Origin of the sequence: Dokdonia sp. Asnod3-C12 (assembly GCF_045063975.1) — a bacterium.
In the GTDB taxonomy this organism is placed as follows: Bacteria; Bacteroidota; Bacteroidia; order Flavobacteriales; family Flavobacteriaceae; genus Dokdonia.
This window is the reverse complement of sequence record NZ_JBEFNY010000003.1, coordinates 1,857,628-1,883,644: the sequence shown is the minus strand read 5'-3', so window position 1 is coordinate 1,883,644 and position 26,017 is coordinate 1,857,628. Positions and strand designations below refer to the sequence as shown.

Sequence of the window (26,017 nt, the reverse complement as noted above, 5' to 3'; positions counted from 1 at the left end):
TATCTTAATATTTTTTCCTTATTCGTATATTAGAGGGATGAAACAGCTTGTTCTGTCATCCCTTTTTTTGCTGTATAGTTTTACTGCTTACAGCGCCTTACCACCTCAAAAAAATAAAGCTGAGGATAGCTTACTGTATTACAAAAAGTTGAGCCGCACAAAAAAAGAATCTTACAAAGATAGGCTCGCCGCAAATGAAAAGGCTACTTACTGGTCAAAACAAGTATCAGACTCTGTATATCTTAAGCAACTAGACTATAGGTGTAGCTTGTATAATTACGATAAGCAATACGACCAAGCTATTACCCAAAGTAAAAGGTTGTTATATGAAGCCACAAGACTTAAAAACAAAAGTTTTATTGCTAAATCTTATTCTCTGTTAGGTGACTTTTATAAAAAGAAACAGAATACCTCTGACGCTTTTACAAACTATGTGCACGCGATAGAGCTCTTTAGTGAGATAAAGGACAGCCTGCAGGTTATAAGAATTTCAAAAAAGGCTAGCTATATACAAGCTAGTCTTGGTGATATAGACGGAGCAGAATATACTATTGTTAATGCCCTTGACTATAGCGATGCACTAAAAGATCCCTCAGAAATTTCTTGGTTTTATGACATTCTAGGTAGGGTATATAGAGAGCGTGGCTTGTGGCAAGAAGCCATACGATATCATCGAAAGGCATTACAAATTGCAAATAACACAAGTAGCAAGGCTTCCCTTATTAACAATTATGCCATCACACTCCTAAAGTCTGGCGATAATGATGGGGCTATACAGCAGCTAGAAGTAGGTCTTTTATATAAAGACAGTATATCTCCTAACACGTTATTCCGTCTCAAAGATAATTATGGATTTGCAAAATCACGTGCTGGACACGATGACGCTATACCACTATTAAAGGAAGCATTAGCGTTGAGAAGTGGTATAGATGACATACCAGGAACATATGCAAGTCATATACACCTCGCCGAAGCTTATATGGCATTAAAAAACACCCAAGAAACTGCATATCACGCGCAACAAGCTTATAATATTTCTTCCAAAGCTAACAATACAGAAGCTGTTATAAAGGCACTTGACTATTTAATACCTGTAACCAAAGAATCTAATGTGCTTTTTGAAGAATACACCTCCTTATCAGACTCTCTGACTAAAGCACAAAACAACGCTAAGTTTGAGTTTGCAAAACTTCGTTATGATGTAGAAAAGGCCGAAGAAAGAGAGAACATGGCCTTAAAAGAAATTACAGCTTCACAGCTGAGAGAGGATGTAGCAATTAGAAAGATAAATTGGGCTCTCGCAGGTATAGGAGGTCTTTTAATCATTGGTGTTGTTTTTATACTTTACCAGCGTGAGCGATCAAAAAAACAGCGACTATTAGACCGTTATGAAACAGAAAAGCGTATCGCAAAAAAACTTCACGATGAGCTTGCAAACGAGATATACTTAGTAATGAACGAGGTTGAAAATGAAATACATTCTCCGGCTGTGGCAGATAGACTTGAGGATATCTACAAATTAAGTAGGGATCTCTCTAGAGAGACAAAACCTATACAGACTGATGAGAACTTTCCAACTGAACTTGCAATGAACTTGCAAACGTATACCTCATCAGAACGTAAACTTATATTGAGGGGTCTTGAGTCTATAAACTGGAATGTTATTAAACCAGAAGTGAAAATCGAAATATACAGAGTACTTCAAGAATTAATGACTAATATGAGGAAGCACAGTAAAGCTTCTCTTGTAGCACTTGTATTTAAAAGTGTAGATAAACTTTTAGAAATTAATTACAGTGACAATGGCAAAGGGGTGTCACTATCACGAGATAATCGCGGCAGCGGCTTATTAAATACACAAACCCGTCTAAAATCTTTAGGAGGACAAATAGAGTTTGACTCTGCCATAGACGAAGGTTTTAGAGCAGAATTATCAATTCCCATTTAATTTACGGTACCATGTTTAAAAAAATACTAGCGGCAGAAGATATAGATAACATTAAACTGGGTGTCTCTTCTATTCTTAAACAGCTCAAAATACCAGAAGTAGTACACGTTGAATATTGTGATGAGGCTTTTTTAGAGTTTAAAATGGCAATTCAAGACAATGCTCCTTTTGATCTTTTAATAACAGATCTTTCTTTTAAAGAATCTTATCGAAAAGAACGTCTTACCTCTGGAGAGCATCTTTTTAAAGCACTAAAAGATGTAGACCCTACTATAAAAGTAATCGTATACACTATGGAAGATCATCCTCAACGCTTTGACAGCCTCTGGAAGTCTGGTTTACTAGATGGTTATGTATGCAAGGATAGACGAGGGCTAGAAAACCTTAAAGAGGCCATAGAACAAGTCGCAAAGGGTGAGAAATACATCTCTCAACATCTTGCTGATAACGTTAAGCAAAAAAACTTGGTAGAACTTAACAACTATGACATTGAACTATTGAGTCTTCTAGCAGATGGTGCTACACAAGATGAAATACAGCATTATTTTAAATCTAAAAATATGAAACCCTTTAGCAGGAGTAGTATTGAGAAGCGACTACGCGAGTTACGCACGGAGTTTGGGGCAAAAACAACCATACATCTCATACGACTACTAGCTGATTTACGCCTTATTTGAAATAAATTTTAAATAAAAACACGCAAATAAAGGAAATGCGTAAAATTTTACCTCCATCCACTCCTATCTTTATAACACCCTACAGTTCTCTTCCAAGAGGATATGTTTTTATTAAGTACTTGTAATTTGTTTTTTTGGAAGAAACTTTATAGCATATTATACACAGTTTAATAATGCTCTGACGACTATTCTAAGGTCCCCCAACCGAAAAGCACCTTATCGATGTACCGATAGGTGTTTTTTTTTGCACAAACAAAAAAAAGCCTGCTCGAGAGCAGACTTTTTTGAAAGTTAAGATAATATCAATATTACATTTCTAATGCTTTCTTGATATCTCCATTCATTAATATATTGATAGGATCTTCTAGCGCTTCTTTTACTGCTACTAAGAATCCTACTGATTCTTTACCATCGATTATACGGTGATCATAAGATAGTGCCACAAACATAATAGGCGCTACAACAATACCACCATCTATTACAACAGGGCGTTCAACAATATTGTGCATTCCTAAAATTCCAGATTGTGGTGGATTGATTATAGGAGTAGATAACATAGAACCAAATACACCTCCGTTAGAGATAGTAAACGTTCCTCCTGTCATTTCATCTACTGTGATTTGTCCATCACGAGCTCTTATTGCAAGTCTCTTTACTTCGCTCTCTACGCCTCTAAAAGAAAGGTTCTCCACATTGCGCATCACAGGTACCATTAAACCTTTAGGTCCAGATACAGCGATAGAGATGTCCTTATAATCAAAAGTGATCATCTCCTTACCATCTATCATACTGTTAACAGAAGGATACATTTCTAATGCTCTTACTACAGCTAGTGTAAAGAAAGACATAAATCCAAGTCCTACACCATGCTTAGCTTTAAAGTCTTCTTTGTACTCCTTACGAAGATCAAAAATAGCTTGCATGTTTACCTCATTAAAGGTAGTAAGCATTGCAGTAGTATTCTTTGCCTCTACAAGACGCTCTGCTACTTTACGACGTAACATTGATAATTTAGTACGAGATTCTCCACGAGCTCCTGGTCCAGGAGTTCCCATAGATGGTCTAGCATTTACTGCATCATCCTTAGTGATACGTCCATCACGACCTGTACCTGTAACAGTTTTAGGGTCGATATCTTTTTCTGCAAGCACTTTCTTTGCTGCAGGGCTAGCAGATCCAGATGCATATGTTTTTTGAGTTTCAGCAGGAGCTTTTGCTCCAGTGTCTGGAGTTTTTGCTTGTTCCTTCTTTAGGTTCTTTTCGACATTTGCATCACCGCCACCTTCGTCACCACCTTCATAGGTAGTAGTTGCTGGAGCCTCTGCAGATGTATCGATAAGACACACAACAGCGCCCACCTCAACAGCATCACCTTCTTCGGCTTTGAGAGTAATTACCCCACTAGCTTCGGCAGGTAGCTCTAAAGTTGCTTTATCACTATCTACTTCGGCAATAGCCTGATCTTTTTCTACATAATCGCCGTCTGCAACGAGCCATTGTGCGATTTCAACTTCTGTGATGGATTCTCCCGGTGAAGGGACTTTCATTTCTAAAACCATAGTTGTTATAATTACGCTTTCGCGAAAGCGGAGTTTAATTCATTAATATCCATATAAACAGCACTTTGTCTGTCATTATGGTGTTTTTTTATTAGCAATATTCTCAAAACCGAATATCTACTAGACTAGTGTTGCGTCAAAGACGCTATCTATTACTTTTTTATGACGTGCTTTTGATCTTGTACTACTACCTGCTGCTGGTGAGGCATACACGCGGCGCGAAGCTACTCTAAGTTTTACTTGCTCAAAATTCATAAGCATATAACCCCAAGCTCCCATATTTTTAGGCTCTTCTTGTGCCCAAACGTAATCTGCTACATTAGGATAACTAGCAATAATCTCTTCCAGTTGCTTTTGTGGCAACGGGAATAATTGCTCGATACGCACCAATGCTACATCTTCACGTCCATTTTCTGTACGTCGTTCTAATAAATCATAGTAAAACTTACCTGTACAAAATACTAGAGAAGTAACCTTCTTCTTATCTACAGTTACATCATCAAAAACTTCTTGGAAGCTTCCAGTCGCAAGATCTTCTTTACTACTTACTACTAGAGGATGTCTCAACAATGATTTAGGTGTAAAAACAACAAGTGGCTTTCTAAAATTCCACTTCATCTGGCGACGAAGCAGGTGAAAAAAGTTTGCTGGCGTCGTTACATCTGCCATGATTAAGTTATCTGTAGCACATAGCTGAAGGTAACGTTCCATACGAGCACTTGAATGCTCAGAACCTTGTCCTTCATATCCATGAGGCAATAACATTACAAGACCATTCTGTGTCTTCCATTTAGACTCTGCTGCACTTATGTATTGATCTAACATAATCTGAGCACCGTTTGAAAAATCTCCAAACTGAGCTTCCCAGATTGTAAGCGTTTTTGGGGATGCCATCGCATAACCATAATCAAAACCTACAACACCATACTCAGAAAGTAGTGAGTTGTAAATATCCATTCTACCAGCAACGCCTAGACGATTGTGAAGATTAATCTCCTCAACATCATCTTCTGTCTTAATAATAGCGTGACGGTGAGAGAACGTACCACGCTCTACATCTTGACCAGATATACGCACGTTAAAACCTTCTTCCATTAGTGAACCATAAGCAAGTAACTCACCCATACCCCAGTCTAACTTGTTAGTCTCTGTATATTGTTTATTACGATCTGCTACAATACGCTGGATCTTGCGTATAAATTTTTTATCCTCAGGAAGCTTTGTAATACCATTTGCAATGGTGTCTAGCTTTTTCTGATCATAAGTAGTATCAATAGGAGCAAGGATATCTTCTCTACTACCTAACTCATACCCTTCCCAGTCATCTGCAAGAATCTCAGTAATGACTGTTTTATCTTTTTTACGGGACTCCTCTAAGTCTTCTTCTAGATCGTCTTTGTATTCTTTTTCTAGTTGTTTTACATGTCCATCTTGTATCACACCTTCTTTAATAAGGCGCTCTGCATAGATGTCTCTCGGGCTTGCGTGTTTTGCAATTGCCTTATATAAAAGTGGCTGCGTAAAACGTGGCTCATCACCTTCATTGTGTCCATACTTACGATATCCTAAAATATCTACAAATACATCACGACCAAATTTCATTCTAAAATCTAATGCAAATGCAAATGCATGACATACAGACTCCACATCATCTCCATTTACGTGTAGTACTGGTGATAATGTTACTTTACCAACATCTGTACTATATGTAGATGACCTTGCATCTAGATAGTTTGTTGTAAAACCTACTTGGTTATTCGCTACAATATGGATAGTTCCTCCAGTACGGTAACCTTCTAGTTGTGCCATTTGCACAATCTCATATACAATACCTTGCCCAGCAACTGCGGCATCACCGTGTATTGCTATAGGTAGTATTTTCTTCTCATCTCCACCTAATTGATTATCAATCTTAGCACGAGACATTCCTTCTATAACTGCTCCTACAGTCTCAAGGTGAGACGGGTTAGGCGCTAGATCCATACGGATTTTTTCTCCTTTACTGCTTTCGCGAAAGCTCGTCCAACCCATGTGATATTTTACATCACCATCAAAAAGTTCATCTTCTGCATATTCCTTACCGTCAAATTCTGAGAAAATTGCCTCTGGCGATTTTCCGAAGATATTTGCAAGTACGTTAAGGCGACCACGGTGAGCCATCCCCACTACAAACTGTTCGATTCCATTATCTGAGCCACGCTCGATAAGCGTGTCTAATCCAGGAATCATAGCGTCAAGTCCTTCAACAGAAAAACGTTTTTGACCTACGTATTTAGAATGTAAAAATCCTTCAAAAGAAGCTGTTTGATTAAGCTTTTTAAGAATATGTTTTTTCTCTTCGGCAGAGAATTCTGGGTGGTTATCGTTTTTGTTAAGCCAGTTTTGTATCCACGCAATCTCTTCTGGGTTACGTATATACATATACTCTATCCCGATGTGATCGCAGTAGATAGCTTCAAGGTGATTAACAATTTCGCGTAAGCTAGTTCTACCTAGACCTAAAATAGATCCAGCCTCAAACTGTAAAGTCATATCAGCTTGTGACAACCCGAAGTTTTCTATTTCAAGAGTAGGTGCGTACTTACGACGCTCACGCACAGGGTTAGTTTTCGTAAAGAGGTGACCTCGATTACGATAAGCGTCAATCAATTTTACAATTTGAAACTCCTTCTGTATTGCTTCTGGAATAGCAGCTGGAGTTGTTCCTGAATCGTCAGAAACTGGCTCAGCATTTTCCATTCCAAAGTCAAAACCTTGAAAAAAAGCGCGCCAACTAGCTTCTACACTATCTGGATTTAGTAAATATTGATCGTAAAGCTCAGCAAAGTGAGCGGTATGTGCGGCATTCAGAAATGAAAATCTATCCATTTGATATTTTTGTTCTGCGTCTTGAGACAATAGAGATGCAAAAATACAATAATTAACATTTTCGTCCATATAATCCTTATATTTATAACACTTAATTATGATACGATTAACAATGAGAGAGAGAATTTCCTGCGCCATATTAGTTTTTAGTTTCCTGTTATTAGGAAACAACACCCTTTTTGCACAACAGACTACTACTACCCCAAAAAGTGATTTCTGGAGTAAGGTGCGTTTTGGTGGTGGATTAGGATTAAATTTTGGCCGAAACAATACAAATATCACGGTTGCGCCTAGTGCGTTATACCAGCCCAATCAATATGTTGCCTTTGGACCAGGGCTTAACTATACCTATCAAAAATTTGGTGATTTTAAAACTACACTTGTGGGAGCAAGTGCTATTGTGATTTCCAATCCTCTTGATTTCTTACAGCTTTCTGGAGAGTTTGAGCAGCTGCGCGTTTTTCAATCGGTTTCTGGACAACCAGATATTCCAAACTCTTGGAATACTGCACTTTTTCTTGGTGCGGGATACCGTCTCAACGTAGGAGGCAATAGCCTAGGCGCTATCGGAGTGCGTTACAATGTGCTTTTTGATAATGATGATTCTGTTTATGCAGATGCATGGCAACCTTTTGTGAGAGTATATTTCTAAAGAGACTTTTACAACAAGTCGTTTTTGCTAAGTTTGCTTGACATTACATGCAAGCTTTATTATGACACAAAAACTTCGCTTTCTCTTATTACTAGTAGCACTCTGTGTTCTCAATTCTTGTGGTTTCTCATCAGAAACTAAAACTCCAATTATAGAACTAAGTAACGCAAATGAGCCTTTCGTGGGCAAAATTGTTCTTGAAAATATTGAAGGCAACACAAAAACCAAAGTTACCTTTCACATAGATGTAAATAGTATACGAAGAGAGCAAACTCACCAAGGCGGTGATGGCTTCCTAGGTGATAAAGCTGGTATCATCGTAAATTATGATAAGGACCAAGTTATCTTATATAACACATATGGAGGAGCAAAATGGACAACATACACTATTAAAGGGTATAAAAATGCATTAGCTAGAGACACCTTCCCATACGCACCTATTGTAGCATCTTACGATTATACCTATAGCTTCTTAAACGATTATACTGCTATTGTCGCAAAAGAAAATGCACTAGAGATTGAATCTCTCCAACTTGACTATAAGCTATACAGCAATCTTAGTATCCGTCAAGAGAATTTTGATACCGATGAGATTAAAGTAAGACGAGAAATGATAGCATTAGTTTTTCCTAACATGCCAGAAAATGTGCACTTCCCATTACTTTTTAAGGTCTCAAAAAACACTGGAGATAATGGGATTGACAATAAAACTAATCTCTCAGAAAAGGGATGGAAAGACAAGATAACCCAAGTCTTTAATGAACTAAACACCAAAGAAAACAAAGTAAAAAGTATACAGCGTGGCGAAGTAGATCCTTCCTTATTTGAGTTTAACGATACAGATTTTATTGAAACGCGTCCAGAATATTTTTTCAACTCCCATAATAGCGGAAGCTCTTGGGGTGATGATTAATAGAAAATCAAACCTCTAGCATGCTCCCCACAACCACATTCCACTCTTTAACTTCCCAAGAAGAAACGATGCCGTTTTGCACATAAGGGTCTCGAGAGATAAAGTCTTCTATAATACTTTTATCAGACACTTTAAAAATTAAGATTCCCTGGTCTGCAGGGTTTTCTGTGGCGCCACCTAATAATAAATAACCAGCAGCAACTGCTTCTTTTGCAAGCGTAAAATGATCTGGGCGATACGGCGTACGCTTCTCGAGGTAATCTTCTACATATTGATATATAAGAAGGTAATGTTTCATTAGTTCATCATGATTTCTAGAAGACCTATTGCAGCCTCGCTAATTTTTGTTCCAGGCCCAAAAACTGCTGCAGCACCAGCATCAAATAGAAATTGATAATCTTGCTGTGGAATCACCCCACCTACAATCACCATAATATCTGGCCTTCCTAACGCCTTCAACTCTTCGATTACTTGAGGCACTAACGTTTTGTGGCCAGCCGCAAGTGATGACACTCCCAGAATATGAACATCATTTTCTACTGCTTGTTTTGCTGCTTCCTTAGGTGTTTGAAATAACGGCCCTATATCTACATCAAACCCTATATCTGCATATCCTGTTGCTACTACTTTGGCACCACGGTCGTGACCATCTTGGCCCATTTTGGCAACCATAATTCTTGGGCGACGCCCATCTTGTTCTGCAAACTGATTTGCGAGTTGTTGCGCTTTCGCGAAAGCGGGATCTTGTTTCATCTCTTTACTATATACACCACTAAAGGATTGGATTTGCGCTTTGTGTCTTCCATAAACATCTTCCAGCGCATCTGAAATCTCTCCTAAAGTTGCTCGCTCCTGTGCAGCTGTAACCGCCAGTGCAAGTAAATTACCATTACCCGTACGAGCCGCTTCTGTAAGTGCATCGAGGGCTTTTTTTACATTTTCGGTATTACGAGCTGCCCTAATATCTGCTAAACGCTTAAGCTGCCCTTCTCTTACTTTTGTATTATCTACATCAAGAATATCAAGGTGCTCATCTTCTGTAGGTCGGTATTTATTTACTCCTACAATAATATCTTGCGCACTATCTATGCGTGCTTGCTTTCTAGCAGCGGCCTCTTCAATACGCAGTTTAGGAATCCCAGCCTCAATCGCTTTAGTCATTCCGCCTAGCTCTTCTACTTCTTCAATAAGTTCCCAAGCTCGGTGTGCAATATCATCTGTAAGCGATTCTACATAATAACTACCAGCCCAAGGATCTACTGTTTTTGTAATATGCGTTTCTTGTTGTAAGAATATCTGTGTGTTTCTTGCAATACGCGCAGAAAAATCTGTAGGTAAGGCAATAGCCTCATCCAGTGCATTTGTATGTAAACTCTGTGTGCCTCCAAAGGCAGCCGCAGCTGCTTCAATGGTAGTACGAGCCACATTATTAAAAGGATCTTGCTCCGTAAGGCTCCACCCACTTGTCTGGCAGTGCGTTCTAAGAGCTAGAGATTTAGGGTTTTTGGGGTTAAATTGCTTTACAATTTTTGCCCATAGCATACGTGCTGCACGCATTTTGGCAATTTCCATAAAGTGGTTCATCCCTATTGCCCAGAAAAAAGATAATCTTGGAGCAAAGCTATCAATATCCATTCCTGCAGCGAGTCCGGTTTTTATGTATTCCAGACCATCTGCGAGTGTGTAAGCAAGTTCTATATCACAAGTAGCGCCGGCTTCTTGCATATGGTATCCTGAGATAGATATACTATTAAATTTAGGCATGTTTGCAGCCGTATATTCAAATATATCTGAGATAATTCTCATTGAAGGAGTAGGTGGATATATGTACGTGTTGCGCACCATAAACTCCTTCAAAATGTCATTTTGTATCGTTCCAGAAAGCAGTGCTGGATCCACTCCTTGTTCTTGAGCTGCTACAATGTAAAATGCCATAATAGGCAATACGGCACCGTTCATAGTCATTGAAACAGACATCTTATCTAGCGGTATCTGATCAAAGAGAATTTTCATATCCTCTACAGAATCTATCGCAACACCAGCCTTACCTACATCACCTACTACGCGCTCATGATCACTATCATAACCACGGTGCGTGGCAAGATCAAAAGCTACCGAAAGCCCTTTTTGACCTGCAGCGAGATTTCTTCTATAAAACGCATTACTATCTTCGGCAGTTGAGAAACCTGCATACTGTCGTATCGTCCATGGACGACGCACGTACATCGTACTATAGGGACCTCTTAAGTGAGGAGCAACACCTGCAATAAAATCAAGATGCTCCAACCCTTGCACATCATCCTTTGTATAACGAGACTTTACATCAATCTTCTCTGCAGTAGTAGTGATCTTAACTTCTGCTAATGAAGGAGAATTTTCTTCTTGGGAAGAAAGTGTGATATGTTGAATATTTCTTCTACTCATTACTTTCTTTTATAGGAAGCTCAGTCATTGTAAGCTGTTGATAATAAGTATCCAAAGCCACATATAAAGCCGTATATCTATCTGATTGAGATTTGTATGCAAAATTTCTCATTCGAGAATTAAATAATTTTGGATCCATTGTGTTTGAATCAACAAGCGCTTCTATCATAAGAGCAAGCTGCGGATCCTCTATATTTTTAAGAACACATAAAATATTATCATACACTAGATTACTTTTAAATCCGCCGTCTTTTATAAATCCTTCTTTTACAAGTTCCTTTCTTATTGCTAAAGTATGTGATGTAGCTAATCGCTCATATTCTGCTACTCCCGAAAAACCAGCATATAAAAAATTTGCATAGGCCTTATTAATCAATTGTGATTCTGGATCATAGGCATTTGTAATATCTTGTTCAAATTGGTACAGTGCTTCATTAAGCAGTGCATTATTTTCATTTTCACAATTAATTACTTGTTCCTTATCTGCGTGTTTATACTCAAGTGAAGCTTGATTTTCACATGACACCACTCCAACTGCTATAATTATTGCAACAATAAGGTTATACACTTTTTTCATAAGACTACTTTTCTGCTTTAATACGTTCTTGTTCTAATGCCTCAGCTAGGCGTTTTGCAATTATAGGCTCCAGTAATGTTTTACGAGGATTAATTTTTACAAAAGGGTAAATTTCTAACTCACCTTTCATTACGTCTTTTGGATTAGGATGTTTATTTGTCCCCAAAAGAATCAACTCTCCTTCATCAAACTTAGCCTGTTCCTTTGCAGCACTTTCTTTTATTTTACGCTGGATAGTCCCTTCTTTAAGTTGTCTCAAAAATCCTCCTTGCGCTTCTATATCTTTATAAAGCGTAAGCGCTTTTTCAGCCAATTGCGAAGTAAGCTCTTCTACGTAATAAGAACCATCTGCAGGGTTTTGAACTACATCAAAATAGCTTTCTTCTTTAAGTACAATGAGCTGATTGCGAGAAATGCGCTGTCCAAAATTATTAGTCTTGTGATATAGTGCATCATAAGGCATATTTACCACCCAGTCTGCGCCACCTAGCACAGCACTCATACACTCCGTAGTGGTGCGCAGCATGTTTATATTATAATCGTAAATCGTTTTATTGCGTCTTGATGGGTGCGCAATTATGCTAATAGCTGCATCCGTGTAGTTAAATGCAGACAGCACTACCGCAGCAAGCTTTCTGAGTGCTCTTAGCTTTGCAATTTCAAAAAAGTAGTTAGTTCCTACTGCAACTTCAAAAGTGACAAGATTTATACTAAGCTTCTCTTTCTCACAATGGTTTAAATATTCGGTAAGATGAGCTATGCCGTAAGCTAGTTGCTGTACCATAGTGGCACCAGCATTCTGATATAAGGTGGTATCTACAGTAAGTTTACTTTCTTCTCCCTGTAGCAAACTGCTCACTATATCGTGATCCTTTTGCAAGTTGTGATACCAATTACCATCAAGTGCAAGATGATTAATGATATCGAGCTTTGTGGTTATATGATACGCTTTCGCGAAAGCGTGAAAACGTTTATAAAAATCTTCATCAAGAAAACTGAGCTCAAAATAAAGAGGGATTCCTTTATGCTTTAAACTTTCAAATAACAGCTCAAGATCAAACAAATTATCTGCCTGAAAGTAGATAGCCTCTGCTCCGTTCTCTATAGCTTTATTTGCCGTTTGCGCCGACTTAGCCGCATCTACTATAAATATTTTCTCTCCTATAAACCATTGTTGTGGAGCTTGAACAGCGACGGTTTCTTTTATTTCATCACTGTGATAAAAAGGCTTTACATGTATTCCTTCTAGACTTTGCCAGACAAGCGTCTCATTGTAGTCTGCCCCTTTGAGGTCAAACTGTATTTTTTGCTTGAAAGCCTTTGCCGAAACTGCGTCAAATTCTGAAAATAAATTAGTCCTCATTCTCTGTAGATAAACTATCTTGATATTCAATTATATAAATCTCCTCATTATCCTTTTTCATAAGGTATTCTTCACGAGCAAATCTTTCTAAACCTGCACTATCTTTAAGTTGTAAGATTTGTGCATTATCCTCTGCTATTTCCTTTTTAAAGTATGCCCTATTACCTTCCAGCTTATCGTATTCTTGATTGAGCTCTCTGTGTAACAAGTAAGAACTTCCATCAAAAAACAGCATCCACACTATAAAAATGAAAAAAATGAGCAAGTATTTATTGCTCATTATTCTAAACCATTTTTTCTGTTTTAGTTCCTTGATGTTCATTGTTGTAAATATAACAAAACCTTAATGTAATCGTTCGTTTATGATACTACGAACGATATCTACAGCCACTGTATTGTACCTATTATTAGGTATAATGATATCTGCAAACTCCTTTGTAGGCTCAATAAACTGCTGGTGCATGGGCTTTAGTGTAGTTTGATATCTATTTAACACCTCATCTAAATCACGACCACGCTCTGCAATATCTCTCTTAAGACGGCGTATTAAACGCTCATCACTATCTGCATGCACAAATACTTTAATATCAAAAAGATTACGAATATTAGGATCTGTCAAAATAAGAATCCCCTCTACCACAAGCACGTTTGTAGGGCTTGTAAGGACGGTCTCATCAATACGGTTATGTGCAACAAATGAATACATAGGCTGCAAAATATTTCTTCCCTCTTTAAGCTCAACAAGATGCTGGCAAAGCAAAGGAAAATCTATTGCGTTAGGGTGATCAAAGTTCACCTTCTTACGATCTTCCATCGATAATGCAGAGAGATCTTTGTAGTATGAATCTTGAGAAATTACTGTTACTTGTCCTTCTGGTAGATCTGACACAATCTGATCTACAACGGTAGTCTTACCACTTCCGGTACCACCGCCTATTCCTATAATAAGCATATAATATTATTTTGAGGTAAAGGTACTATTTACGGATTAGTCTTTTATGAGAGGTTTCAAAAAATCAAGAATAATAGTAAAAGCTCAACCATCGTTTTTGAGCAAAAAAAATCGAAGGCTTTAAGAAAGCCTTCGATTTTTTCTTTTACGCTATTAAGAATAAATAATCCTATTCTTCCTCGCTATTCCCTACTTGCTCCTCATATTCTGGATACAAAAAAGCATTGTAAGGAAATCTTGTTACGTGAATCTCTCTTACTCGTTCGTAGATTTTCTTTCTGAACTCCTCAAAGTTGTTTTTGTTAAGTGCAGATATAAAGATAGCATCACCATTAGTACGTGACATCCATGTTTCTTTCCACTCATCAAGCGTGTAATGTGCACCAGTGCGCTCTACCATAAGATCCTCATCATCATAAGCCTCTGCCGTATAAGCATCAATCTTATTAAAAACCATAAGCGTAGGCTTATCCATACTCTCAATCTCATCAAGAATTTGGTTTACAGCATTAATGTGATCTTCAAATTGCGGGTGAGAAATATCTACCACATGCAGTAGTAAATCTGCCTCACGCACTTCATCAAGCGTACTTTTAAAAGAATCTACTAGCTGTGTAGGCAACTTACGTATAAATCCTACCGTGTCTGAAAGTAGGAAAGGTAGATTCCCTACCACCACTTTACGTACGGTAGTATCTAAGGTTGCAAAAAGTTTATTTTCGGCAAATACTTTACTTTTACTTATCACATTCATGAGGGTACTCTTACCCACATTTGTATAACCCACAAGAGCAACTCTCACAAGTGCACCACGATTACCACGCTGCGTAGCCATTTGCTTATCTATAGTAAGCATCTTCTTTTTAAGCAAGGTAATACGGTCACGCACGATACGTCTATCCGTTTCAATCTCTGTTTCTCCAGGTCCACGCATACCTATACCTCCACGCTGGCGTTCAAGGTGTGTCCATAAACCTGTAAGTCTAGGCAACAAATATTCATACTGAGCAAGCTCCACTTGTGTGCGTGCATAACTCGTTTGAGCTCTCTGAGCAAAAATGTCAAGTATCAAATAGGTGCGATCTACAATCTTACATTTTAAGATTGCTTCTATGTTACGTTGTTGTCCAGGAGTAAGTTCGTCATCAAAGATCACAGTACCCACATCGTGCTGCTCTACATATGCAGCAACGTCTTCCATCTTCCCTGTCCCTATAAAAGTTTTAGGATTAGGTTTTTCTAATTTCTGAGAGAAACGCTTTAAAACTTCACCTCCTGCTGTATAAGCAAGAAACTCAAGTTCATCAAGGTATTCCGTCATTTTATCGTGCGATTGCTTTTGGGTAACTAGCCCCACCAGCACACACTTTTCATAATCTATTTTTTCTGTTTCGATCATATTAACAAAGGTAGCAAATGGATTGCAGTCTTTTTGACTAAATTGTAACACTCATAGACACTATTCATTATGGAGGATGATTCCGCTTTCGCGAAAGCGCAACAAGAAAAAATACAATGTGCAGTAGGCTTTTACAACCTAGAAAATCTTTTTGACACGACAAACAACCCAAAAACGCTAGATGACGACTTCACACCGAACGGTTTTAAGGAGTGGAATAGCTATAAGTTTAATAAGAAAATAGCTAAACTATCTAAAGTCATCTCAAACATAGGAAAGGATGACACTAAGACCTCACCTTCTCTCCTTGGCGTTGCCGAAGTTGAAAATAGATCCGTACTAGAGTCTCTTATTGCGACAGACAACCTCAAAGATGAAGGTTATGACATTGTTCATTATGACTCCCCAGATGAGCGCGGTATTGATGTTGCTTTATTGTACAAAAAAGCAGACTTTAAAGTCACGGCAAGTGAACCCATCACACTCTACCTAGAAGCCGAAGAAGGTGGCAGAGATTATACTCGTGATATTCTTTATGTACAAGGAGAACTTTTAGGAAATCCTGTTCACATACTAGTAAATCACTGGCCTTCCCGAAGATCTGGTGAGAATGAAACCTCACAAAAGCGCATTACAGCAGCACAGCGCAATAGGGAAGTTATTGATAAACTCATGAATGAAGACCCTAAAGTGAAGATTATCATCATGGGCGATTTTAACGACGGGCCACACAGTGAAAGCGTAAAAAACAATCTCGTTAAAACTGAGTTTTATAACCCTATGCTGTACTTAGGAACAAGATATGAGGGAAGTTTAAATTACAGATTTGAGTGGTTCATTTTTGATCAGATTATCTTTTCAAACAATTTTGTACAGCTACACGAAAACACACTTCTTTACGAGAAGTCAGATATTTACAATGACTTTTTCCTCACAGAGTATGATGGTAAATTTAAAGGAACACCCTTCCGCACCTATGCAGGAAAAAGATATTTAGGCGGCTATAGTGATCATTTTCCTGTGTATAGTATTTTATCTAAAAGAACTGAATAAAAAGATTTCTAATTTGCTTTAATTTGAATCTCGTCAAGTTCATAAGTACCGTCAAAACTTGCATTTCCAGATCCGTTATATCTAAATGCAACATAGCCAGTACCTGTGACACAAGAGAGATCTACAATACCAGAGTCAATCCAGTTTCCAAAGAAATCATTATCTGCCACAATATCTGCTGCTGCTAGCACATCCCAAGTAGAAGCAGCGATTGTTGTGACATCGCCATCCCAGTCGTTAGAAAAAAGCAGTGTCAACCTACTGCCGTCTGCAAAGCTATTTGAGGTTCTAAAACGTAAGGTTTCTCCCGTATTTGATGTAAAATCTAATGGCGGAGTGATTAACCAAGACACCGTTCTCGCATCTCCGGAAAAAGCAGATGCAATTCTCGCAGACCTACCTAATGAGGCATTTTGACCTGTGCTGGTATATGCCTCCCATGCTTGTGTACCGTCTTCTTGATAATTAGTCCAGCCATTGCCTATTATAGGGTTGTTATTAGTTTGCGTCTCAAAAAACTCTTCAAATAGTATATTTTCTCCCATTCCACTAGCTGAGCCGCAATCTATTTCTACGGGATCACAGCGGTCTGTCCCATCAAAAATGACGGCTTCTGGATCATTAATCGCAAGGTTATACGTGTCTCCAAAAAAGTTACGTGTGAGCACTCCAGATATACTGCCAACTCCATCTGGTAGCAATATGGATTTAAAATTTGCAAAGGTACTTGTACTTACAAGGGTGGATTGCCCAGTCGCACAATGTACCAGTTCTCGCTCTCCATCAAACTCATCAAGAGGTTCTCCCGCATAGGTAACACTCCCATCAATGACATCCTCCTTTATAAACTGAACATCTGTGAGCTTGACGAATATATTTTCTAACTCATTACTAAAATCTTCTATTGTAACCTCCAACGGAATTATCTCTTCAATAATGGATGACCTCTGCATAAAGCTAAATTGTGCTGGCGCTGGGATTTTATCTAGATTGTCTGTCATGCCTAGCGTTAATACCCCGTTGCTATCTCCTATCCACAAACCTCCTATAGCTTGATTGTCTAGTGTTGCATCACCTAGTTTTACAAATACCTTGCGACCCACTTCGTAATATGTAAACAGCGGACTTTCATCTATAAGTACACGGACGCCAGCCGTAGGATTACTTGCTGCATCTTGTATGATGAGCTCTTCAAACCAGTTTCCAGAAACATCACTACTTATCACAAAACCTTCTACATAACGATTGATTTCAGAAAGATCAAGTCTAAATATGCTACGTAAGGCTGTAATATCTGCCTCGCTAGTAGCATTGATACCAAGATTATCTGCTTCACTCAAAACAGCTTGCTCATAGAGATTTACTAGTTGTGCGATGGTGATTATTTCTCCGTCTAGAGCTGGCTCAGTGATTTCAAGCAGCGGTGTTGTGAACTCATCATCATTTACGCAGCCTATAATTAAGAAGAGTAGTGAGACAAATGACAGTTTCTGGAATAATTTCATCATCTTAATTTTAAAGTTTAAAATCTAACGTAAGCATTTGCGTAGTATGTAGTTCCTCTCCCAAAGAATAGTCGATCACCAAAAATGGGAGTCGATCGCTCAGATTCTTCAAGTTTTGACCTATAATTTACCCTACGAGAATCCTCAAAGCCTCCCGTAATATAATTTTCATTGAGTACGTTATTTACTGTTGCAAAAAAGCCAACAAAGTAACTTCCTATCCTCCAAGATTTCCCACCTATAATATTTACGAGATTATAGCTATCTATTTGTGATTGTCTAAGCAAACCCTTGGCCACATCCGTATCAAAGTCATTGAATGGTTGACCGTCTATGTCTTGGTTAAAATTTGCTGTACGTGCTAGATTACTAATGTCTATGTAAGCATTAGAAAAATGATTTACGGTGATCCCAAAATTCCAAAAATCTGGATCTCTATACTCAAGACCTAGTTGATAGGCTCTTTCTGGCCCGCCAGCAACGTGCAAATTATTGAGTATAACTTTCCCATCTCCAAAAGTCTGAGGTCCATCAAAATCATCAGAAGTGTAGTAGATATCTGGATTATTTGCATACGTATATTGACCTACAGATGCAGCTGCCTTTAACTTGAGCGTAGGTAATACCTGCGCCTCTATTCCTACTTCTACACCTATATTTTGCCGCGCAACATTAGTAAGCACTTCTTGTACAAAAGATGCCTCCGTTTGCGCTATCGAATTTTGAGTAAAAAAGAATCCTAAATCAGTCCCGTTTTGAAAGCCTGTATAAAATCCTGTGAGACGTGCTTTTACTATAGGCGATCTATAAATGTAGCTAGCATCCACACTTTGTATTTGTTCTGATGTTAGGTTATTTACTACATCATTATTTTGTCTAGCATTACTAAAACTATTTCTAATGGAAGGAGCAGTGGTATAGTAAGCTCCGTTTACTGTTACTATATGTCTACCTGTAAATTTATAAGTCGCACCAGCTTTTAATCCTCCATCTGTAAATGAAAGTTTCTCACTTGGCCCAAAGGAATTCTCACCCATAAAATTTCCGTTCTCAAATAATCCCTCTCGCTGATAACTTGTAGTACTTGCCGTGCCAGAAATAAAAAAATCTGTATTCTTAAAAGTAAACTGTGCTTGAGCAAATCCGCTTATTGTACTTGAATTGATATTATAGTTGTACTTATATCGATCTCCTACTTGAACAATGCGGTTAGGGTTACGCACATCACTTTGTGCAAGATCGCCTTCTTGACCATCCTGACTCTCGCTTACAGAGAAATTATCTATATCAAGAAATCCCTCGCCTCCAAGTAAATCACTTACCTGCGCATAGTTTTCACTCTTCAAATCTCTATAAGAAAGATTTCCATTTATGGTAATTGCGTCAGTGAGCTGAGAGTTCAAAATAATAGTTGCAGATATTTGTTTATCTCCCACCACATCATCTTGAAGAATTATTTTTGAGTTACCTCCTCCTATATTAGCTTGATATATTGACTCCCAGTCTAGCTGACCATCATTTATGAAGTCTTGTTGCAGTAAATATGCTGTTTGAAAATCTCCCGCAGTAGGACTTGAATCTTGAAGTGCAAAACTAGGCAGGAGCTGATAATAATTTGGCGCTGGATTCCTAAGGCTTCCGTTATCTATTCTACCACTTTTTATAGTGCCTACTTGATACCCTAAATTTGTATTAATACTTGTCTTATCACTTATACCCCAGTAGTGGTTAATCATGAATACTGGCTCTTCAATTTTGCGCATTCTAGCATTTCGCTGCTCTCCATTTTGAAAACCCCAATATGGGTTGTAAGTGCGTCCTTTAAGATTAACTTGTTCTTGTGTAAGTGAAGAAGCACGACCACGGCGATTAGGTGTGTAAAAGGAAGAAAAATTAAGACTGTGGTTATTATTTATTTTCTTTTCTACAGATAGATATATAGAGTTGGCATCGTATAAAGTACCGTCTTGAAAACCTTCTTTACCAAAACGACGAGACAACAATACGCCATAAGCCCATCCTTTCTGAGATAAGCCAGAATTATAACTTCCCATTATTCTACCTTGATAAGAAGCACTAGCTGCGGCATATGAAACCCTACCTCCTTTTCGCTCCTGAGATGCTCGCATGATTATATTTGTTACACCAGCTAGCCCTCCAAAACTATACTCACTCGCTTTTAATCCTTGTGTAAACTCACGATTGCGCTGTGCATCATTAAGTCCGCCCCAACTTCCCCACTGCGGGCGCCCGTTAAACTGTTTATTCATTTCTATCCCATTAATGAGAAGTTTTCCGTTTGCATTATCTAGCCCTCTTGGCCGGAAAAAGGTAGCACTCCAATCAAATGCAGCCGCACTCAAAAAAGCATCTCGTCCAGCAGATAATAATCCTGAGGTATTAAAACTCTCTTGCGTATCGTCACTAATCAAATCATTTTCTGATAATGAGATTAATCCTATCTGCCGTTGTTCTTCAGTAATATCGACGTCTAGGGTTACAATTTGAAGTTCTAATAGTTCTTTATCATTTATAATGACAGGTAGCCTCTTTGTAACGAAGCCGTTTTTTTCTACAATTAAAATTTGATCTCCGTACAACTCAATATTGTTCAATATAAATACACCAAGTGCATCCGTTTTTGCATTGCTATTAGCCCCTTGGATTTTTATACTCACCTCTGGAACTGGCTGTGAACTGATGGCGTCTATTATCGTTCCTTTAAGTTGTGCTTGAGACCACAATACACCGCTAAATAATAAGAAAGCGTAACGTAATAAATTTTTGTTCATAGCTCCCAGTTCATGTGATATCTCAGTTTTAAATATTACTAGACGAAAGTTTTAAAATCGTAAAGCGCTGAAATTCATTACATTTGATTTGCATATTACGAAAAATCTTACATAAAACAAAAATGCTTTCTGAAAAATTAAAATCCAAGAGATTATCATTACTTGTGATATTGTTATGTTTTTACGCTTTCGCGAAAGCGCAACAAACCAATAAATATAGAGCTCACACTATAGCATTTTATAACGTAGAAAACCTGTTTGACACCATCAATGATCCTATCACTTATGATGATGATCGCACTCCTGAGGGTAAGGACCATTGGACCGAAACGATATATCAAGACAAGGTGAGCAACATTGCCCGAGTAATTGCCGATATAGGCGCAGACTTCACAAAAAACAGCCCAGCGATTATAGGACTAGCAGAAATCGAAAACAGAAAAACTGTAGAAGCACTAGCAAATGACCCACAATTACTACCGAAAGATTACGGTATCGTGCATTACAATTCTCCAGACAGGAGAGGTATAGACGTAGCGCTGTTGTATCAAAAGAGGCTATTTAAGCCATTATCTACTAGCAAGCATAAATTACTCATTTACGAGATTGATAATCCATCAAAACGAAAGTTTACAAGGGATCAGCTTCTTGTATCTGGCTTACTAGATGGTGATATGATACATATCATTGTAAACCACTGGCCGTCTAGATCTGGCGGAGAAGCAAAGAGCAGGAAAAAACGAATGGACGCAGCTTCACTAACTAAGAAAATCACAGACAGTTTACAAAGCAATGACCCTTATGCAAAGATTATTATCATGGGAGACCTCAATGATGACCCTACAAATGCTAGTGTGAAAAAAGTGTTACAAACACAACACAAGATTAAAAAAGTAAGAGATAAAGAACTTTATAACCCAATGGAATCCATGTTTAAAAAAGGAATAGGAACCCTTGCATATCGCGATGGGTGGAACCTTTTTGACCAGATAATTATAAGTGCACCGTTGCTTGATGAGGATTACAGCTCTTTCAGGTATTATAAGGCTGGTATTTTCAATAAAAACTACTTGAGCAACCCCAAGGGTCGTTATAAAGGATATCCTTACAGAAGTTTTGCAAATGGAGGATATACAGGCGGCTATAGTGACCACTTCCCAGTATATATTTATTTGATTAAGAAAGAACTCTCTGATTAATCTTATTATTTAAATTAAAAGCCCAAAATCAATATGATTTTGGGCTTTCTATTTTCTATTACGCTTTCGCGAAAGCGTATTAACAACCTTTGGAAATAGTTAATCAATGGCTATTAAAACCACTGATTCCATGGTATAATTGCTAGCACTGCGATAAGTGCAAGTGTATAAAAGATGGCTATCTTCTTAAATTTAGGCGTAGATAGGCGTTGTTTTTTATGCTTAGAATAACCAATGGTTACAAGCACCACTGCAATAATCATTAAAAATGGATGCTCTACCGCAAGTTGTCTTGCTTGACTAGAGAGTCCTCCCATACCATTTGCTTTTATAGCTTGTAATCCATTAGGAGACACGAACCACAGCACAAGACCTATAAGCAGTTGTATGTGCATCGTTATAAGGGTAAATAAAGCTAAGCTCATATCTTTCCCGCCATACTCTTTTTTTCCAAAGAATTTTGTGAGTGCATTAAATGTGGCAACCACAAGAACGATAACTACAAGGTAAGCCCAATACGAATGGACAAATTGAACAACTGAGTACATAAATAAATGGTTTAATAAGTTTAAAGCTCAAAGATAATCCATAAAAACAAAAGCCGCTACTGTTTCCAGTAGCGGCTTTATTATTGCGATTGCAATTATGTGATAATAGTTCTTAGTTAAAGATATAACGAAGACCTACTTGCATTTGCCATCTTGAAGATTGAAGTCCTTGATCATCAACTCGATCAATATTGTCACTCAATAGATTACCATTTTCATCAACATTGAATAAGCTTTCAACTATACTGAATACTGGCTCACTATTAGAAGTAGATACGGTTTGAAGTGGAGATACATTAGATCCTACAAATTTACGTACTCCCCAATCTTTATTGATAAAGTTTGTGAAGTTGAAGATGTCTAAAGAGATTTGGAATGTACTCTTCTTATCTCCAGTTTTTACATATATATCTTGTAACAACTTAAAGTCAACAATGTGATTCCAAGGTCCTCTTGAACCGTTACGCTCTGCATACTTTCCTCTTCGAGTGCTTAGATAATCATCATTCTCGATAAATGCTTCAAGAATCTCACGTTGTGCTTGTTCTGGAACAAGAACTACACCAGTTTCTCTATCTACAATATCTGCAATATTAATCTGATTTGCATCTAAAGCATTTGTAGGTACATAGATAAGAGCATTATCTCTTGAATCGTCATTTAATAAATCACGTCCTTCTCTATATGTAAAGCTATAAGGCGAAGATTGTGATCCTTCATAGAAAAGACCTATTGTAGTTTTTCCTCCGAAATCTCCTCCATATTCAATCTCATAAGATGCGTTTCCTGAGATACGGCTTCCTAATGAAAAGTCAGATCTAGATAAAGGAATATCTGAGTTCTTACCGTTTACAGTTTGAATCCCTCTCCACTGTGAGCTGTTTTGAGAAGAAGTTCCATCAAATATTTTTTCAGACTCTCCGTAAGAATAAGAAACTTGCCCTTGGAATCCATTCTGGAATGGTTTTCTAAGTGTAAAAGTTGCATTATAAGAAGATCCTTCGTTTGTGTTTGATGCTAAAATGATTCTTCCGTAAGTATCATCGATTTCGTCACTACGATTATAGAATGGACGGTTATCTGCTCCTTCATAAGTTCCTACTGGCTCACCTAAGTTTAAGTTCTCATAGTAAACATCTGTAAGTACATCATTATATAAGAAATCTGCAGATGCAATTAATCCCCAAATTGGTAATTTTTGATCTATAGCAATGTTATACTTTCCTACTTGTGGAAGCTTAAAGTTCTTAGCAAAAAGGTCGATGTTTCCACCTACTCCTCCAGAACCAGCTGCTACAACCTGTGTTTGCTGGTTTACATCAGGTTGGAATTCCTCTCCGAAGATAAAGCTAAATCCTCCAGTAACACCATTGTTGTTGTAAGTTCCTCCTGGCCATACTAATGGAAGTCTTGAAGTAAATACTCCTAATCCTCCACGTACTTGTGTAGTGTTGTTTCCAAATACATCCCAGTTAAATCCTAAACGTGGTGCAATGTGAGCAGAAGCATCTACTCCTTGTCCTACGCGTGCTCCTTGTAAATCTTTACCTGCAGCAGTTAATAGACCAACAGTTCTTGTATTGAAGTCATCATTTACAGTACCATCTTCCCAATAAGGAACATCCACACGGATACCTCCTGTTATTTTGAAGTTTTCAGTTACTTGAACTTCATCTTGAACGTAGAAACCTAATTGTGAAGTTCCAAAATCTGCAGATCCAGCAGACTCATCACCTACAGCACCATTACCTACTAGAGAATAACCATGTTGGAATACATCTGCATCTTGCCCAGCTAAGAACTGATCAAGTCCAGAAGAAACTAAGTTATCATCAGCATCAAACTGATCTTCAAAAGTATAATCTCCATAGTTATAAGCAAAGAATAAGTTCTTAGCAGATGCTATCTCAAGATTCGCACCCAGAGTTACAGCGTGACGTCCAGAAAAAATCTGGAAGTTGTTATTAATAGTAAAGATATCCTGCTCAAGTAAGTTTGCAGTTGAGAATGGTTCAGATCCAAAAGAGATTGTACCTCCACCATCTTGAATGTCTACTGTAGGGAATGGATTTCCAGAAGGATCTCTATCATCCTTTACTGAAGTATATCCAATCTTCAAGTTGTTTGCAAATTTAGAACCAAACGTAGAGTTCAATTCGAATGCAGTAGAATATGTTTTAGTTTCAAAAAACTCAGATCCATTGATGAATCCAATTCCTCTTTCTCCTGAGTTACGAGCTTCTAAGTTTGTTGCCTCAACTACACCTTGACGGATAGAAACTTTGTGATTATCGTTGATGTTCCAATCTAAACGTAAGTTTATCTTGTCGCTTTCTAAAGTTCTAGTATTGTTATCAAATGTACCAGGGTTATAACCATACTCAGATTGCAAGAAGCTAGCAAGGTTCGCAATTTCTGCTTCAGAAGATCTTCCTTGATAGTTTGAGAAGTTGAATGGTTGTGGGGTCTCGTCATCTTGACGTTCATAATTTGCAAAGAAAAATAATTTATCCTTTACAATTGGTCCACCTATACGGATACCGTAAGTCTTAGCAGAAAATTCTGCAAGCTTCTCACGCTCGTCACCTTCGTTTGTTAAATCTACTGGAGTTTTTCCAGCAAGACTTTCGTTTCTTAAGAAACCGTATACACTACCTTCCCAGTTATTAGAACCAGAACGTGTTACAGCGTTTACAGAACCACCAGAGAATCCTGACTGGCGTACATCAAAAGGAGCTAGGTTAATTTGGAAAGACTCAATAGCATCTACAGAGAAAGGACTTACACCCGTTTGACCTCCGTTAGTACCTGATCCTGCAAGTCCAAAAACATCATTGTTAACAGCACCATCAATATAGATTGCGTTGTAACGGTTGTTTTGACCACCTAAAGAGATAGAAAAACCATCATCTCCTTCAGAAAGTTGAGCTTGAGGAGTAACACGAGCAAAATCTGCAATTCCTCTAGAAACAGAAGGAATAGTAGCAATGTCACGTTCAGAAATAGAAGTTTCTGAACCCGTTTTATTAGTGTTGAAAATACTGTTGTTTGAGCCAGTAATTACAATCTCATCAAGAGCATTTGCATTTTCTTGCATTGTTACACTAATTCTCTTAGTCTCACCAAGAGATAAACTAAATCCATTAAGTGCATAATCCTCAAATCCTACATAAGTAATTGTAACGTTGTAAGGACCTCCTGACTTAAGGTTAGGTAGACGGTAAAAACCATCAAAATCTGTTACTGCTCCATACACAGAACCTGTAGGCACGTGCGTTGCAATAATGTTTGCTCCAGGCAATGGACCTTCTGTGTTGTCTAACACACGTCCAGAGATAGAACTTGTCGTTACCCCTTGTGCTAATGACGATACCGTCACTAGAAACATGGCGATCAATGATAAAAATGTAATTTTCTTCATGATATTTGTTAATAATTAGCGCTGCAAAATTACTCTAAATTTGTGGAGTGCCAATATTAACTTAACGTTAACTTATACGAGAAGGTTTTTTCATTTCGTAAAACCAAAAAAACCCTTCAAACATTAGCTTGAAAGGTTTCTTAATAAAATACTAGTAGTCAATTATT

Annotated in this window: 19 protein-coding genes; 6 read left to right on the top strand and 13 right to left on the bottom strand. The window is 37.9% G+C overall.

The features are described 5' to 3' along the window. Positions 1-37 precede the first annotated feature (37 nt). Both ACJJVW_RS08660 and ACJJVW_RS08655 read left to right on the top strand, forming a co-directional pair. Positions 38-1,948 carry a tetratricopeptide repeat protein gene (locus tag ACJJVW_RS08660; protein ID WP_405251350.1) on the top strand — a complete coding sequence of 637 codons (1,911 nt, stop codon included), beginning with the start codon at positions 38-40 and terminating at the stop codon, positions 1,946-1,948. A gap of 11 nt (positions 1,949-1,959) precedes the next feature. Continuing rightward, the gene (locus ACJJVW_RS08655) at positions 1,960-2,625 is read left to right on the top strand and encodes a DNA-binding response regulator (protein WP_298322574.1); all 666 of its coding nucleotides are present in this window, start codon (positions 1,960-1,962) and stop codon (positions 2,623-2,625) included. Between the two features lie 308 nt (positions 2,626-2,933). On the opposite strand, the gene odhB is transcribed toward ACJJVW_RS08655, so the two are convergent. Continuing rightward, on the bottom strand, positions 2,934-4,184 hold the full coding sequence (gene odhB, locus ACJJVW_RS08650; RefSeq protein ID WP_339845474.1) for a 2-oxoglutarate dehydrogenase complex dihydrolipoyllysine-residue succinyltransferase: 1,251 nt from the start codon (positions 4,182-4,184) through the stop codon (positions 2,934-2,936). Positions 4,185-4,304: 120 nt separating this feature from the next. Beyond that, positions 4,305-7,052, bottom strand: a complete 2,748-nt coding sequence (locus ACJJVW_RS08645; protein WP_405251349.1) for a 2-oxoglutarate dehydrogenase E1 component — start codon at positions 7,050-7,052, stop codon at positions 4,305-4,307. A gap of 97 nt (positions 7,053-7,149) precedes the next feature. Here ACJJVW_RS08645 and ACJJVW_RS08640 point away from each other — a divergent pair, with 97 nt between their 5' ends. Further along, positions 7,150-7,704 (top strand): alpha-ketoglutarate decarboxylase, encoded by a 555-nt coding sequence (locus tag ACJJVW_RS08640; protein ID WP_298322583.1) that lies wholly within the window; start codon positions 7,150-7,152, stop codon positions 7,702-7,704. Between the two features lie 61 nt (positions 7,705-7,765). After that, positions 7,766-8,617, top strand: coding sequence for a hypothetical protein (locus tag ACJJVW_RS08635; RefSeq protein ID WP_405251348.1), 852 nt, complete (start codon positions 7,766-7,768; stop codon positions 8,615-8,617). 7 nt (positions 8,618-8,624) lie between these two features. Here the strand turns inward: ACJJVW_RS08635 and ACJJVW_RS08630 are convergent, their stop codons facing one another. The 7 genes from ACJJVW_RS08630 to hflX all read right to left on the bottom strand — a co-directional run bounded on the left by ACJJVW_RS08630 (position 8,625) and on the right by hflX (position 15,332). Then, positions 8,625-8,915 (bottom strand): YciI-like protein, encoded by a 291-nt coding sequence (locus tag ACJJVW_RS08630; protein ID WP_405251347.1) that lies wholly within the window; start codon positions 8,913-8,915, stop codon positions 8,625-8,627. After that, positions 8,915-11,041, bottom strand: coding sequence for a methylmalonyl-CoA mutase (gene scpA, locus ACJJVW_RS08625; protein ID WP_405251346.1), 2,127 nt, complete (start codon positions 11,039-11,041; stop codon positions 8,915-8,917). Before scpA ends, ACJJVW_RS08630 begins: the two co-directional genes overlap by 1 nt. Then, the gene (locus ACJJVW_RS08620; RefSeq protein WP_405251345.1) at positions 11,034-11,618 is read right to left on the bottom strand and encodes a hypothetical protein; all 585 of its coding nucleotides are present in this window, start codon (positions 11,616-11,618) and stop codon (positions 11,034-11,036) included. Before ACJJVW_RS08620 ends, scpA begins: the two co-directional genes overlap by 8 nt. Positions 11,619-11,622: 4 nt before the next feature. Continuing rightward, positions 11,623-12,981, bottom strand: coding sequence for a methylmalonyl-CoA mutase subunit beta (locus ACJJVW_RS08615; protein ID WP_405251344.1), 1,359 nt, complete (start codon positions 12,979-12,981; stop codon positions 11,623-11,625). Next, a complete protein-coding gene (locus ACJJVW_RS08610; RefSeq protein ID WP_108877738.1) occupies positions 12,971-13,303 on the bottom strand; it encodes a septum formation initiator family protein in 333 nt (110 codons plus the stop codon). The genes ACJJVW_RS08615 and ACJJVW_RS08610 overlap by 11 nt, the downstream gene beginning before the upstream one ends. A gap of 21 nt (positions 13,304-13,324) precedes the next feature. Then, positions 13,325-13,933 carry a uridine kinase gene (udk, locus tag ACJJVW_RS08605; RefSeq protein WP_013750357.1) on the bottom strand — a complete coding sequence of 203 codons (609 nt, stop codon included), beginning with the start codon at positions 13,931-13,933 and terminating at the stop codon, positions 13,325-13,327. A gap of 169 nt (positions 13,934-14,102) precedes the next feature. After that, positions 14,103-15,332, bottom strand: a complete 1,230-nt coding sequence (gene hflX / locus ACJJVW_RS08600) for a GTPase HflX (protein ID WP_144782857.1) — start codon at positions 15,330-15,332, stop codon at positions 14,103-14,105. Positions 15,333-15,401: 69 nt separating this feature from the next. On the opposite strand from hflX, the gene ACJJVW_RS08595 reads away from it, so the two are divergent. After that, positions 15,402-16,385, top strand: coding sequence for an endonuclease (locus tag ACJJVW_RS08595; RefSeq protein WP_405251343.1), 984 nt, complete (start codon positions 15,402-15,404; stop codon positions 16,383-16,385). A gap of 8 nt (positions 16,386-16,393) precedes the next feature. On the opposite strand, the gene ACJJVW_RS08590 is transcribed toward ACJJVW_RS08595, so the two are convergent. Both ACJJVW_RS08590 and ACJJVW_RS08585 read right to left on the bottom strand, forming a co-directional pair. Then, positions 16,394-17,893 carry a DUF5689 domain-containing protein gene (locus tag ACJJVW_RS08590; protein WP_405251342.1) on the bottom strand — a complete coding sequence of 500 codons (1,500 nt, stop codon included), beginning with the start codon at positions 17,891-17,893 and terminating at the stop codon, positions 16,394-16,396. A 14-nt stretch (positions 17,894-17,907) separates the two neighbouring features. Beyond that, positions 17,908-20,682 (bottom strand): carboxypeptidase-like regulatory domain-containing protein, encoded by a 2,775-nt coding sequence (locus ACJJVW_RS08585; protein ID WP_405251341.1) that lies wholly within the window; start codon positions 20,680-20,682, stop codon positions 17,908-17,910. Between the two features lie 122 nt (positions 20,683-20,804). Here ACJJVW_RS08585 and ACJJVW_RS08580 point away from each other — a divergent pair, with 122 nt between their 5' ends. Then, a complete protein-coding gene (locus tag ACJJVW_RS08580; protein ID WP_405251340.1) occupies positions 20,805-21,881 on the top strand; it encodes an endonuclease/exonuclease/phosphatase family protein in 1,077 nt (358 codons plus the stop codon). Positions 21,882-21,994: 113 nt separating this feature from the next. On the opposite strand, the gene ACJJVW_RS08575 is transcribed toward ACJJVW_RS08580, so the two are convergent. Together ACJJVW_RS08575 and ACJJVW_RS08570 are read right to left on the bottom strand one after the other, a co-directional pair. Next, positions 21,995-22,429, bottom strand: coding sequence for a hypothetical protein (locus tag ACJJVW_RS08575; RefSeq protein WP_298322615.1), 435 nt, complete (start codon positions 22,427-22,429; stop codon positions 21,995-21,997). A gap of 112 nt (positions 22,430-22,541) precedes the next feature. Then, the gene (locus ACJJVW_RS08570; protein WP_298322619.1) at positions 22,542-25,850 is read right to left on the bottom strand and encodes a carboxypeptidase regulatory-like domain-containing protein; all 3,309 of its coding nucleotides are present in this window, start codon (positions 25,848-25,850) and stop codon (positions 22,542-22,544) included. Positions 25,851-26,017: the final 167 nt, after the last annotated feature.